Below are 13,140 nucleotides of genomic sequence, written 5' to 3'. Positions count from 1 at the left end.
CTTTCAGTGTATACATTCCCGCCACTATATCATTCGCCCCTAGGGCCATCACGCCAAAATAGACGCTAGCCCGGCCCGCCTGCACTTTCCTGCCCCATAGTTCTTGCAATATGTCGTGGCTGCCTGATCCAACGACGAGGGATGACATGCACGAACAGCTTGAAGCGGTAACAGATGAAACGACGTTTCTGAAGTTTGTCCGGACGGGCCGGCCTGTCTCGCCGCTGTAGCAGTCGTTCGATTGATACAGCATGTGCTTGTATGCGGCGCCTTGTGCCTTGTCTCTGCCGTGCCGCGCTTCTAGACTGGGGCCTTCTCCACGCTGCGACTGCATACCATGACCGAACTCCTGCCCCTGATGAGCTATTGCTTTGTGATGTCCGCCACGCCCGGGCCAAACAACGTCATGCTGGCCACCACCGGCGCCAATTTCGGTTATCGCGGTGCGCTGCCGGTGATCCTCGGCATCCAGGTCGGCATCTTTGTGCAGACCATGCTCATGTGCGTGGGGCTGGGCAGTGTCTTCGTCGCGTACCCGATGGCGCAGCAGGGACTGCGGATCGCGGGCGCGCTGTACCTGATGTTTTTGGCCTGGAAGCTTGCCGGCGCCTCGGTGGCGGGAAGCAGCGCGCCGAAGGCCGTGTCGTTTGCGCAGGCGGCGCTGTTTCAGGCGTTGAATCCCAAGAGCTGGCTCAAGGCGATCACCATGGCGTCGGTCTTCATGCCTTCGCAAAGCAACATGCTCGCCAACGCGCTGCTGGTGTCCGTGATCGGCACCGTGGTGGGCATGCCGTGCAACACCATGTGGGCGCTGTTCGGCGTCTCGATTCGCAGCGTACTGAAAGCGCCCCGCAACCAGCGCATATTCAATCTGGCGATGGGTGCTATTCTGCTGGTCCTCGCCGTGATGTTTTTACGCTAGACTTCTACCCATGTTCGCCATCGACCGCTCCTCACCCATCGCCCTGTTCAAGCAGATCGAGGCCGCATTGCGCCAGCAGATCGCGCAACGCGTCCTGCCTGGCGGGACCAAGCTGCCGTCGATCCGCCAGCTCGCCACGCAGCTCGCGGTGAGCACCAACACCGTAGTGGTGGCTTATGACAGGCTGGTGGCCGCAGGCGTCATCGATACGCACGGCACGGCGGGCTTCTTCGTCTGCGCACCAACTGATGCCAGCCACGCCATTCCCGACGAGGTGGCGCTGGAAGCGGGCCAGGAGCAGGAACCCGTTTGGCTAAGCCAGCAAGTGAACGACCAGCGGCCGGGCGTGCTGCTGGCAAGCAGCGGCGCCTTGCCGCCCACTTGGCTGCAGGATGCGCTGCCGGCGGCCGCCGTGCAACGTGGCCTGGCGCGCAGCGCAGCCGGCATGGCCTCGCGCTGTCCGCCGCAAGGGCTGGCCGAACTGCGCGAACAGGTCGCGCTGCTGTTGCGCGGCATCGGTATCGCTGCGGACGCCAGCCACATCCTCACCACTTTCGGCGGCACCCATGCAATCGATCTGATCTGCCGCACCTTCCTGCAGCCCGGCGATACGGTGATGGTGGAAGACCCCGGATACTTCCTGATGTTCGGCAGGCTGCGCCAGGACGGCGTGCGCCTGGTGCCGATCAAGCGCCGCCCCGATGGCCTCGACCTGGATGAACTGGAAGCCGCCTGCCGCGCGCACCGTCCGCGCCTGCTGTTCGTGCAGACGGCTTTGCACAATCCCACCGGGTGGAGCAGCAGCGCCGCCAACCTGCACAAGGTGCTGATCATGGCGCAGCAGCATGGCTTCCTGATCGCCGAAGACGACGTGCACGGCCATTTCCAGCAGGCCCACAGCACGCGGCTGGCATCGCTGTCCGGACTGGACGGCGTGATCTACTACTCCAGCCTGTGCAAGGCGCTGAGCCCGGCCCTGCGCATGGGCTACCTGGCCGCAGCGCCTGCCCTGCTCAAACTGCTGATGCGAACCAAGATCCACGCCATCATGACGTTGCCTGCGCTGAACGAATACGTTCTGCTGGAAGTGCTCAAGGCCGGCAACCTGCGCAAGCACCTGGAGCGGCTGCAACGCAAAATCATGGTGGCACGCAACGCCAGCACGCAGCAACTGAGCGCGGCCGGCGTGCTGTTCGAGCAGCCCGGCGACGCAGGAATTTTCCTGTGGGGCAGCATGCCCGAAGGGCTGGACGTGGACTTGCTTGTGCAGGATGCCTACCGCAACAAGATCCTGCTGATGCGCGGCGCGGCGTTCTCGGCCAACGACACGCCCGACCAGCACATCCGCTTCAACGTCGCTTTCAGCCAGCATCCCCGCGTGAGCGCTTATCTTGAAGAGCGCCTGCGCGCGGTGGCTGGCGCGCGCTCGAGCCTGGCGCGCGCCAGCGGCGCCGCCAGCAGCGCGGGCAAGTCCTGAGTATCGGCTGCGCCCTTTTCCCTTTGCACTTCATCGTGACAGCCAAAGTATTCAGTCCGAGGCGGCTACTGCCTGGTTGAGATATGCGATGACTCTGAAATTCACCTAGAGAACGGAAAATCATCGGGGTAATCCGCCCATTTCCAGAGCGCGCTAAAAGTAGAGGTTAAGCGGCCAAGGCAAGCTTCTGTTTTGGCGTGATGCCGCCAAGTGCCATGTTGGGCCGGTCGTGATCGTAATTCCACAGCCAGCGGCTTGCGAAGTCCTGGATATCCTCGAACGTTTCAAACAAGTGATGGGCCAACCAGTCATAGCGCACCGTGCGGTTGTAACGCTCGACATCAGCGTTCTGCCGCAGCTGGCCAGGCTGGATAAAAACGATGCGTATGCCGCGCCTGGCGCCCCAGGCCGGCGTCACGGCGCTGATGTACTCCGGGCCGTTATCGCAGCGAATGGCCTAGGGTTTGCTACGCCATTCGATGATACTGTCAAGGGACCGGATGACCCGTTCGGACGGCAATGAGAAATCAAGCTCGATGCCGAGTCCCTCACGGTTGGAATCGTCAATCACGTTGAACAAGCGGATGCTACGGCCATCAGCCCGTTGGTCGTGCATGAAGTCCATCGACCAGCTCTCGTTGATTTGTACAGCCACGGCCAGCGGCAGCGGTTTTTCGCGCACCGGCCGATGGCGTGGCTTGATCCGCAAATTCAGTTCCAGTTCGAGATAGATCCGGTAGACGACGCGCTTGCGGTTCCATTTAAAGCCCTTCACGTTGCGCAAAGACAGGAAGCACAGGCCGAAGCCCCAGTTGCGCTGCTCGCTGGTCAGGCGTCGCAGCCAGTCAGCCACGACAGCGTTTTCCGCATCGAGCTTGGCGCGTTAGCGATTGCAGGCCTGGATAGTGCTTGGCAGGCCATTCTTATGGTGGCTGAACGCTGGGCCACGGCCCATTGCGCCATCTCCGGCCGCTGAGATGGCGCTACCATTTTTTTGTCAGGGCCTCGTCGACGATCTCGGCTTTTAAGCGCTCTTCGGCATACATCTTCTTCAGGCGCCGGTTTTCGTCCTCCAGCTTTAAACGCGATCATTTGCTGGGAGGGATTACCCTGCTGGATTGTTCCAGTATTTTTTAAAGACTCCAAGGAAGGTGACTTTTGTATGTTGGCCTTCCAACTGGGCTAATCGTCGTAATTTTCATGCAGGTAAACCTGCCAAATTTGGCACGCGCAATCGGTTGCGATGGCCATTTTCATCAACCCTGCATTGCCAGGAGCAGCCATTCGCGTTGACGTAACAATGTGTGAGTTTCCCCATTTGGTAATTTGCTATCCTCTGAGGCCGTTGACAATTGGAGGCAGAGTTTGCTGATTTGGGACTGGGTAGCATCCGGCAACTACCGGTCAGCAGCGGATTGCTGAATTCACTCTTGCTGCAGCCCGCCAATGAAGGAGTTGATGCTTACTATTTTCGGAACTCTTATCGTGCAAACAGGCTCCTCATGAGCATGGGAGCATTTCATCTTGGTGCTGAAGGAAAACGCTGGCCAGAAGCCGGCGTCCGTGGAATCGAAGGTGTTTTCCGCAAAGGAGCACAACGATCGAACTTGTGCACCTGACCGGACTATAACCATGCAGCGTCTTTTAATGAAAGGTCGTAATGAACTTCCTTGCAACATGCCGGCATTTTTTCTCAATTGCGCCCATCTTTTTCAGCGCAGCAGCGATGGCCGACGTGAACAACACCTTGCAAAAAGCCGAACTTGCACGCCGTGTGGATGCCTTGTTTTCGGCCTATGCCGCCGACAGCCCGGGCTGCGCACTCGGCGTGATCCTAAACGGCGAGCTTGTGTACAAAAAGGGATACGGAAACGCCAGTCTTGAATTTGGCGTACCTATTGATCCAGAAAAAACACTGTTTGCCATTGGATCGACCTCCAAGCAATTCACGGCTGCGGCCATTCTGTTGCTCGTGCAGGATGGAAAAATCTCTCTGAATGATGATATTCGCAAGCATCTACCTGAGATGCACAATTACGGCACGGCGATTTCAGTCGATCAAATGCTGTCGCATACTAGCGGCTTGCGGGACTATACGGTTCTTATGACGATGGGGACTGGTGTGCGTGAAGTTGACTATTCGTCAGATGCGGATGCGATGGCGGTCATTCTGCGGCAGAGGTCGTTGAATTTCGCACCGGGATCGCATTACATGTACAGCAATACGAATTACTTCTTACTGGCAAAGATTGTCGAACGAGTCAGCCATAGGAATTTCGGGAAATTCCTGCAGGACCGTATTTTTCAACCGCTGGGTATGCACCACACTCGTCTTCGTGACAAGTACGACGTCGTGGTAGCGCAGCGTGCAATGGGCTATGCACCAGTGGGGGGCGGCGGATTCAGCATGAAGGACGTCAACTGGGAGCAGGTAGGCAATACGGGCGTGCTGACCACCGTGTCGGACCTAGCGAAATGGGACCAGAATTTCTACGAATCACGCGTTGGTGGCGAATGGCTGGTCAAGCAGATGCAAGAGAATGCTGTTCGAAGCGACGGTGTCGCCTTGAGCTATGCACGTGGACTGATCGTCGATGGTGCTTATCGCGGAATGAGGTCGGTACACCACGCTGGAGATACCGCAGGTTTCCACGCGCAGTTGTTGCGGCTGCCCGACGAGAGATTTTCTGCAATGGTTTTATGTAATGTCGACGGCGTAGACCAGACTCTGCTCAGCTTTAAAGTGGCCGATCTTTTCCTGGCCGAGGAGATCAAGAAACGCGGCGCGACTTCCTCGAATCAAACTGCGAAGGATGCTGTCATTGCGCCCGCTCGAAAGACGATGTCTTCGGAATCCGAGCTCGCGAGCTACACCGGCGTTTATCTTGACCGTTACGCTCAGTCGCTCCATACCATTGAGCTCAAGGACGGTCAACTTTGGTATATTGCGCCGCAGCGGGAACGTGTTGCCCTGGAGCAGAGCGGCGAACAGCGTTTCCGATTACCGCGAAAAACGGAGAATACCTTTCAGTTTTCGAAGCAGGATAAGCGTCAGCTCTTGAATATCGTATATCAGTCTGGGGAACCGGTCGAACTGGATCGAGTACGCCCTATTCAAACAGATTACATACACTTGGAAGACTATACCGGAACTTATTTTAGTCCGGAAATCAACGTGCATTGGACCATCGTTGCGAAAGACGGCAAGCTATTCAAGCAAGTGCAGCGCGAGGCGACTAAACCGATGAATCCGGTTTTCGAGGACGCGTTCACTGTGACCGTCGATGATCAAGACCTATTGCGTTTTACCCGTGACAGCCGTCAGCGGATCACCGGATTCATCGTCGACAACCCGCGGGTGCTCAATGTCGTCTTTTCTAGAGAGCGTAGCGGTGTCCAAATCGACTAAAGAGGCGGCCTGCGCCTGAGTGATGGACGAGCATGTCGAGACCAGTTAAAAGAAAAAACCTCTGACTGTCCGCTGTAAGGTGCGGAAGCGGACGGTGCCATTGCAGCAAAACGCCATCGGTAGCTTAGAATCTCCTCATCCATGGTTCTCGGACGATGAAAACACGATGGATCGTGTTTGGAGCCTCGGTGTCCTGCCACACTTCTGGTGTGCGATCTCATCGCTGCCGGATCCAACGACGAGATCGGATCTACCCTACCCCTGACGATCCCTTGGCACGTTGCAAGACAGTGCCGCCAATCCATAAGCGAGAAAGATAATCATGTTGGATAAGAAATGGTGGCATAACGCCGTCGTGTATCAGATCTACCCACGTAGTTTTCAAGACAGCAATCACGATGGGGTCGGTGATCTGGCCGGCATCATCGGCAGACTGGACTACCTGCAACATCTGGGAATCAACCTGATCTGGCTGTCGCCGGTGTACCGGTCGCCGATGGACGATAACGGCTATGACATCTCCGACTATCAGGATATCGCCGCTGAATTCGGCACATTGGCCGAGATGGAGCAGTTGATCGCAGAGGCGGCCAAGCGCGACATCCGTATTTTGATGGATCTTGTGGTCAACCACACCTCTGACGAACATGCTTGGTTCGTCGAGGCGAAGAAATCCAAGGATAGCCCCTACCGTGACTATTACATCTGGCGCAATCCAGGCGCCGATGGCTCCCCGCCCGACCAGCAACGTTCTTATTTTGGCGGGAGTGCATGGGAATACGATACCGCCAGCGATGAATATTACTTCCATCTGTTCTCGAGACGACAGCCGGACCTGAACTGGGAAAATCCCCAGGTGCAGGAAGAGGTGCATCGCATGATGAACTGGTGGTTGGACAAGGGCATCGGCGGCTTCCGCATGGATGTGATCGATCTCATCGGCAAACAGGTCGACCAGCAGATTATCGCCAACGGCGCCCAACTGCACCCGCTGCTGCAGCAAATGCACCAAGCGACCTTGGCGGCACGCGATGTATTGTCGGTGGGCGAGACTTGGAGCGCCACCCCGGAGACCGCCAAGCTGTATTCCGACCCGGCGCGCCAGGAGCTGTCGATGGTCTTCCAGTTTGAGCACATCACAATGACCCACGATACCAAGGAAGGGAAATGGAAGTCGCGGCCGTTCGATCTGATCGAATTCAAGCAGATCATCAGTAAGTGGCAGACCGAGCTGGCCGATGCCGGCTGGAACTCGCTGTTCTGGAATAACCACGACCTGCCACGCGCCGTATCCAAATACGGCGACCCCGGCCGTTACCGGGTCGAGTCGGCCAAGATGCTGGCCACCGCGCTACATTTTCTCAAGGGCACCCCCTACGTCTATCAAGGCGAGGAAATAGGCATGACCAATGTACGTTTCGATTCCATCGACGACTATCGCGACATCGAATCGCTCAACCTCTACCGCGAACGCACGGCCGCCGGCGTTTCACCGGAGACGATGATGGCCGGCATCCACGCCAACGGGCGGGACAATGCGCGCACCCCAATGCAGTGGAACAGCACACACAACGCCGGTTTCAGTAGTGGCACGCCATGGCTAAAGCTGAATCCAAACTACCGTGAGATCAACGTCGCGGCCGCGCAGGAACAACCCAATTCGGTCTTCTTCCACTACCAGAAGCTGATCGAACTGCGCAAGCACTGGGACGTCATGGTTTACGGACAATACCTGCCATTGCTGGAGCAGCACCCGCACGTATTCGCCTATCGGCGCAGCTTGGGAAGCCAACAGCTGGTTGTCGTCAACAACTTCTCCGGCGAACACGTCGAACTGGATCTGCCGGCAATGCTGCACGGCATTGCCGGGCAAGGCTTGATCAGCAACTATGCCCAGCGTGATAGCTGGACCGACCACCTCAGCCTGCAGCCATACGAATCGTTTGCTATTGCTTATGTGTGTGAGGCAGGGCTCGGGTAAAGCGTTGTTGTGCAATCACATCGAGTCGCGCGATCGCCTGGGAAAATGGCGCTGGGATGAGTGAGAACTTCCTGGTGGTCGCATCGGGATTGGCGAGACTCCTGCAGAATGCGTAGAGCGCGAGGTATATGCGGAATTGAGCTTATCCTTGTCCGCTCAAGAGTTACTTGACTATTATCTCTTCGAGGTCGCTACTTAGGCACTGATAACCTGCTATTAAAAAATACAGATCCGAGACTTGAAGGTACTCGTTTGACTTGTTAGGAGAAGTAACGTGCAATACTATATTCTTCGGCATGAAGATCCAGATGGTGGGTTTATTGATGGTGATGTGGAGTTTTTTCCGGCGCTTCCTGAGCACTATCAGCTAGGTGAAAAAATTCTCTTGCGTGAGACTAAGGTTAGCCTTGTTTTAGATAAGCGCATAAAAAAACTCAAAGCCGATTTTTTTCTTACAACATGCGGCGCATTCTTTATTTCTGAACAAATGAAAGAAATTATAGATGAACATAATACCTCCTTGGAATTTTTTCCAGTGGACGCCAGTTATTTCAATGGGAAAGCCACAGAGGGAAGGTATTTCCTAATTCATGCCAATGATAAAGTTTTATGTTTTGATTATATCAATTCGGATTATTCGGGAAAGCCTATGGTTTTAGGCAAGCTTGCCAGTGGTGAGCTTTCACCTGATTATAAGGTCAGGGGGATAAAAAATCTTTGTATAGAACAGCCTGAAGGTGAGAAGCTAGATTTTTTCTTTGTCGATAAAATCATATGGATTGATCCATTGCTTTCTGAGGAAATTGTGCGTGCTGCGAAGAGTAGAGGGCTCCGGTTGAATATTGAAAAAACCTGCTAAAAAGCTTTTGAGCTACAACAGTTTCCGATGAGGCACTGATTTATTCATCTGGTACCGTTCCCTGTGGCTGTCCGACCTGAGACAATATTGGTATCACCACCGTCCGCCATCGACCAAAAAAAGAGCTTTTCCGACCTTGAATATGTTCACCAATGGCTGGGCGCACATGACAGCATTGCGAAGGTCTGCTTCGGGACGAAAGCGGAATCACGCGCACGAAAGTCAGGCTGATACCCTGTGCAGAACCAGGCGGTGCCTCCCGCCATCCCTTCCGCCCTGCCAGCCCCGGCAACTTTACCGCCGCCCGCCACAGGTGCAGCACGTCAACGCTTACGCACTGGATGGCTCCACCGCAAAAAAAAACCCCGGCGTACCGGGGTAGTCACAAGGGTCAAGCGCTGACGCTTCGGCCGGGCAGCGCCAGGCGCCGGCCAGAGGCAGGTGTAGCACGGGCTGGCAAACCGCCCGCCACCTTCAACGATTTGGCCTGGGCATCGCCACGCAGGCGGAACACGGCCACCACGTCGACCAGTTCCACGGCGCGCTCTTGCAGCGAGGAAGCGGCGGCGGCCGCCTCTTCCACGAGGGCCGCGTTTTGCTGGGTGACCTGGTCCATTTGCGAAATGGCCTGGTTCACTTGCTCGATGCCGGCGCTTTGCTCGTGGCTGGCGTCGGCGATGTCGCCCATGATGTCCGTCACGCGACGGATGCTGGCGACGATTTCTTCCATCGTCGCGCCCGCCTGATCGACCAGCGCGCTGCCCGTGTTGACTTTATCCACGGAATCCTCGATCAAGCCCTTGATTTCCTTGGCCGCCGCCGCCGAGCGCTGCGCCAGGTTGCGCACTTCGGTGGCCACCACGGCGAAGCCGCGGCCCTGCTCGCCCGCACGGGCCGCTTCCACTGCTGCATTCAGCGCCAAAATATTGGTTTGGAAGGCGATGCCGTCGATCACGCCGATAATGTCGGCAATCTTCTTCGCCGATTCATTGATGGAACCCATCGTGCCCACCACTTGCGCCACCACGGCGCCGCCCTTGCGGGCCACGTCCGAGGCGGACACGGCCAGGGTATTGGCCTGACGCGCATTGTCCGTATTCTGGCGCACGGCCGAGGTCAGCTCTTCCAGGCTGGACGCCGTTTCTTCCAGGGAAGACGCCTGTTGCTCCGTGCGTACGGACAAGTCCGCGTTGCCGGCGGAAATCTGCGCGGCCGCCACGCTGACCGTATCAGCCGAAGTGCGCACGGTGGCGATCACGTCGACGATACGTTCGAGGAATTTGTTGAAGGCGGTGGCCGTACGGCCCACTTCATCCATCCGCTCGACGGGCATGGCGGCGGACAGGTCCAGCGAGGCGCTGACGCGTTCCAGCGTATGCTCGATATCGCCCAGGCCGCCGCTGATGGTGCGGTAGATATGCCAGGCCAGCGCGCCCGTCAGCAGCACGGCCACGCCCAGCACGGCCAGCATGGTGTTGAAGGCCGTATCGTAGGCGGCCAGGCTTTCGGCCTTTACGTCATCGACCAGCTTGTTGTTATAGGCGATATGGTCATCCATGCTTTTTTTCGCGGCGGCGGCCGTGATGGCCAGCGGCGTGCCGGCCAGCAAGGTGGCGCGCACGCCATCCATGTCGCCCGCGTAGGCGGCGGCAAAGAATGGTACCAGCGCGCGGCGGTAGGCTTCCATGGCGGCCTGGTCAGCGTCGAGCATCTTGCTGTCCGTGGCGTCGTACAGGCGCTCGGCGCGATACGTGGCGATGACCTTGTCGAAATTCGTGTTGGCGTCAGCCACGGCCTTGTCCAGCGCCGTCTTGTCTGCCAGGTTGGAGAACACGGACAGGCGGTAGCCGGCCAGGCGCGAATCGGCCAGGAAGCCCTTGGCAGCATTCAAGCCCTGGATGCTGGGGATGATGCGGTTTTGCACGGTGTCAAAACGCTCCTGGGCGCGCTGCAGCTGGATGGCGCCGCCGGCGCCCAGCACCAGCAGGGCCAGCAAGGCGATGGTGAGGGTCAGAATTAATTGCTTGGTGATATTCATGGTGTTTCACAGTCAAAAAAACAGCCTGGCGAGGCCAGGCAGGATGAGTAGCTGCCGATCAGGTGGCCGGAGAACGGTGCTAGGCCGCCAGCGGGGAAGCGTCAGGCGTGCGGCGCAGCAAGTCGCCATGCTGGCGGCAAAACGCCAGGCCCGCCTTGTGGCCCACGTCGAACAGCAGCTGCATGTTCGAACTGGACCAGTCCAGGGTATCGGGCCAGTGCTGCTCCGGGATGCCGCCCATCAGGTCGAGTTTCAGCAGGCGCCGCTTGGGCTGGCCCGTGCGCGCGTCCGTGTTGTGCTCGAGCTCGAACAGGCGCAGCTCGCTCTTGGAAATTTTTACCAGTGGCGTGATGATGGAGCGTACCCAGGCGTCGTACAGATTGCGCGGCTTGCGCAGCAATCGCTCGTCGCCGAGGATGTCGAGGATGACCAGGGTATCGGCGTCATGGTGTTCGCCCTTGCCTTCGATAAACGGCTCGAAATTGAGCGTATCGAGCGCCGCGCCTTCGATGTAGTCGTCGCCATCGATGGTCGTGGGCGCATACAGGAAGGGAAACGACAGGGCCGCGCGCACGTGGATCGGTGCGATCTCGTGCTTGCCCCAGATTTGCATGCGGTGCTCGCTAAGGTTGTAGGCATTGATGTAGAAATCGGGGCGCATGCGCGCCACGCCCGAGAAATCCACGGCTTTTTCCAGGAAGGGCAAGTGCGCGCACAGGCCCAGGCTTTTCGCCGACAGGTCCGATGGCGACAGCGACGACACCATCAATTTCCCCCAGTCCGACCAGGCCGTGGGCACGCCCGCAAACGTTTGCTGGAACGCCTGGAAAAAAGGATTGTTGGCCGGCGGCTGGAAGGCGTCGCGAAATGTGCTGGCGTGCATGCCCGGCTTCTGGAACACCTTGTAGTTGATCGGAATCATCTTGTAGATACTGTCGGCTACGCCCGTGTCGGCCCAGCTTTGCAAGGCCTGGCGCGGCGTGGCCTCATGCGGCGTCGTATAAAGCAAACCCATCAGCACACCGGCGCCGGAGGCCGAAATGACATCGAATTCGATGCCTTCGTCGAGAAACGCGGCCAGCGCGCCCGCGATCAAGGTGGAGTTTGGTGCACCGCCCCCAAGCAGCAAGCCCGTCTTGCGGGCAGGTGTCGCGGCTGGCGCCGGATGTGGCGGCGTCGTGCTTACTGTCTTCATGCACACTCCCTGAACGGAACCGGGCTCACGCCCTAATTGTTGGTTACTACACGCTTATTACGCTGATTCATGCCCATGTTCCAGCAACAGGAAACTATTGCAATATTGCAGAAACAGATATGAAATTAACATAAATAAATTCCTTATGGCAATTTAATTAACGCATGATGGGTATTCAGAAAGGGTATAAGCTGACAATATGCGGCGTAGCGTGGTGCATCGCAGCAAATAAATATTCTGCAATGTTAGGAAAAATCTCTTTGGGGTAGGAATATTCCTCAACTGGCCGCCATGGCGGCCGCCAGGCTGGTCAGGGGGAGGAAGGGGGCGCGGAAAAATGCAGGTGGGTACACAAATGGTCAACAAAAACGCGAATTTTGGGCGACAGATGGCGGCTCGACGGCCACAGCACCCAGAACTTGCTCGAGTACAGCAGGTACTCGCCCAGCACGGCTTGCAACTCGCCCCGTGCGATGGCGTCACGCACGATAAAGTCAGGCAAATAGGCGAGGCCCACGCCCTGCGTGGCGGCGCCGATCAATGCCTCGATATTGTTGCAGGTCAAGGCCGTCGGCAAGCGCAGTTCACCACCGCCGTCGCCGTCGGCGCGCTGCAGCGCCCATTCCTGTAATTTCCCCGTGGTGGGGAATTTATAGCGTACGCAGGCGTGCCGTTCCAGCGCGCGTGGCGTGGCCGGCACGCCATGGCGGGCGAAATACGCGGGAGCGCCAACGATGGCAAAGGCAAACGGCCCCAGCTCGCGCGCCATCAGCCGCGAATCGGTCAAGGTGCCGCTGCGCACGGCCACATCAATGCCTTCGGCCACCACGTCGACCAGGCGGTCGTTGAAATCGAGGTCGAGTTCGATCTCCGGGTACCGCCTTGTAAACTCGGCCAGCAGGGGCAGGATGATGCGGTAGCCGATCACGGGCAGGCTGACCTTGAGCTTGCCGCGTGGCGCCACGGCCAGGTGCGACAGTTCCGCCTCGGCATCGCCGAGGTCGGCAAGGATGCGCTGGCAACGCTCGTAGAACAGCGCGCCCTCATTGCTCAGGCTGATGCGCCGCGTGCTGCGGTTCAACAGTCGCACGCCCAGCTTTTCTTCCAGCCGCGCCACGCTCTTGCCCACGGCAGAAGCCGACACGCCGAGCAGGCGCCCGGCCGCCACATAGCTGCGCGTTTCCGCCGCGCGCACGAAAGCGGAGATGCCGTTCAGATTATCCATGTCATCTCGATTAGGGAAAATATGTCCGCTATGA

8 protein-coding genes and 2 pseudogenes are annotated in these 13,140 nt (G+C 57.9%); 6 read left to right on the top strand and 4 right to left on the bottom strand.

Annotated features, from left to right (window positions below; translation table 11 throughout):
• The first annotated feature begins 337 nt into the window (after window positions 1-337).
• Both CLU92_RS02800 and CLU92_RS02795 read left to right on the top strand, forming a co-directional pair.
• Window positions 338-922 carry a LysE family translocator gene (locus tag CLU92_RS02800; protein ID WP_101480629.1) on the top strand — a complete coding sequence of 195 codons (585 nt, stop codon included), beginning with the start codon at window positions 338-340 and terminating at the stop codon, window positions 920-922.
• A gap of 10 nt (window positions 923-932) precedes the next feature.
• Window positions 933-2,399: a PLP-dependent aminotransferase family protein gene (locus CLU92_RS02795; protein ID WP_101480628.1), complete on the top strand. Its 1,467-nt coding sequence runs from the start codon at window positions 933-935 to the stop codon at window positions 2,397-2,399.
• Window positions 2,400-2,565: 166 nt separating this feature from the next.
• Here CLU92_RS02795 and CLU92_RS28075 read toward each other — a convergent pair.
• A pseudogene (locus tag CLU92_RS28075) lies at window positions 2,566-3,487 on the bottom strand (IS3 family transposase); the annotation flags it as partial.
• A gap of 572 nt (window positions 3,488-4,059) precedes the next feature.
• Between CLU92_RS28075 and CLU92_RS02780 the strand changes: the two are divergent.
• From CLU92_RS02780 to CLU92_RS02770, 4 genes and pseudogenes are all read left to right on the top strand, one after another.
• Window positions 4,060-5,808 carry a serine hydrolase gene (locus tag CLU92_RS02780; protein ID WP_101480625.1) on the top strand — a complete coding sequence of 583 codons (1,749 nt, stop codon included), beginning with the start codon at window positions 4,060-4,062 and terminating at the stop codon, window positions 5,806-5,808.
• A 322-nt stretch (window positions 5,809-6,130) separates the two neighbouring features.
• Entirely contained in the window at window positions 6,131-7,789 is a 1,659-nt protein-coding gene (locus CLU92_RS02775) for an alpha-glucosidase (RefSeq protein ID WP_306821357.1), read from the top strand.
• Window positions 7,790-7,868: 79 nt separating this feature from the next.
• Window positions 7,869-7,988: pseudogene (locus tag CLU92_RS28460) on the top strand (hypothetical protein); the annotation flags it as partial.
• Between the two features lie 75 nt (window positions 7,989-8,063).
• Window positions 8,064-8,648, top strand: a complete 585-nt coding sequence (locus tag CLU92_RS02770) for an imm11 family protein (RefSeq protein ID WP_101480623.1) — start codon at window positions 8,064-8,066, stop codon at window positions 8,646-8,648.
• Between the two features lie 391 nt (window positions 8,649-9,039).
• Here the strand turns inward: CLU92_RS02770 and CLU92_RS02765 are convergent, their stop codons facing one another.
• The 3 genes from CLU92_RS02765 to CLU92_RS02755 form a co-directional block, all read right to left on the bottom strand.
• Window positions 9,040-10,686 (bottom strand): methyl-accepting chemotaxis protein, encoded by a 1,647-nt coding sequence (locus tag CLU92_RS02765; protein ID WP_101480622.1) that lies wholly within the window; start codon window positions 10,684-10,686, stop codon window positions 9,040-9,042.
• Between the two features lie 79 nt (window positions 10,687-10,765).
• A complete protein-coding gene (locus CLU92_RS02760) occupies window positions 10,766-11,881 on the bottom strand; it encodes a patatin-like phospholipase family protein (protein ID WP_101480621.1) in 1,116 nt (371 codons plus the stop codon).
• A 310-nt stretch (window positions 11,882-12,191) separates the two neighbouring features.
• Window positions 12,192-13,106: a LysR family transcriptional regulator gene (locus CLU92_RS02755; RefSeq protein WP_101480620.1), complete on the bottom strand. Its 915-nt coding sequence runs from the start codon at window positions 13,104-13,106 to the stop codon at window positions 12,192-12,194.
• Between the last annotated feature and the right edge of the window lie 34 nt (window positions 13,107-13,140).

It is taken from the genome of Janthinobacterium sp. 61, from assembly GCF_002846335.1.
Taxonomy (GTDB): Bacteria; Pseudomonadota; Gammaproteobacteria; order Burkholderiales; family Burkholderiaceae_D; genus Janthinobacterium.
The sequence above is the reverse complement of the archived record's forward strand: the minus strand, read 5'-3'. Positions and strand labels throughout refer to the sequence as shown.